Annotated in this window: 1 protein-coding gene; it reads right to left on the reverse strand. The window is 36.8% G+C overall.

Annotation, left to right across the window (positions count from 1 at the left end; genetic code table 11):
• On the reverse strand, positions 1 to 182 hold a 182-nt coding region (locus AB4160_RS19475; protein WP_372006089.1), incomplete at its 3' end, for a cytochrome c5 family protein.
• Between the last annotated feature and the right edge of the window lie 294 nt (positions 183 to 476).

The following is a 476-nucleotide window of genomic DNA, read 5'->3' on the forward strand; positions in this document are numbered from 1 at the left end:
TCAAGACCTTTAGCTAAACGTGGTTCCCAAGCTGCAGCGTCGTGAGTCTTTGGTGCACCAGCAACTCCCATGCTGTGACATACTGTACACGCTTTGTTATAAACCGCTTCGCCATCTTGGGCAAAAACGTTTGAAGACAAAGTCAACGCGGCAACTGCAGTCATTGCTAATAATTTTTTCATGTTCATCGTTCCTAAATGCAAATAAATTAACAGCTCAACGCCACCTTTTAATGAAGGCAGACTTATAAATCGTCATCAGATTACTACAAACTTCAATAAAACTCACCTTTTTGTGACAAGAATCTCACCTTGGCGTCCAAATGAAGACAATAAGCTAAGATAAAGTAATATATTAGAGAATCATGAAAAAGTTCACATAAGATGTATTTTATTGGAACCACTTCAAATACCTAGCACATAGATGAGCTGAATGCTAAACCGCTAATTGTGTTTATGTTAATATAAAATTATATT

Origin of the sequence: Shewanella sp. 10N.286.51.B8 (assembly GCF_041469325.1) — a bacterium.
Classification (GTDB): domain Bacteria; phylum Pseudomonadota; class Gammaproteobacteria; order Enterobacterales; family Shewanellaceae; genus Shewanella.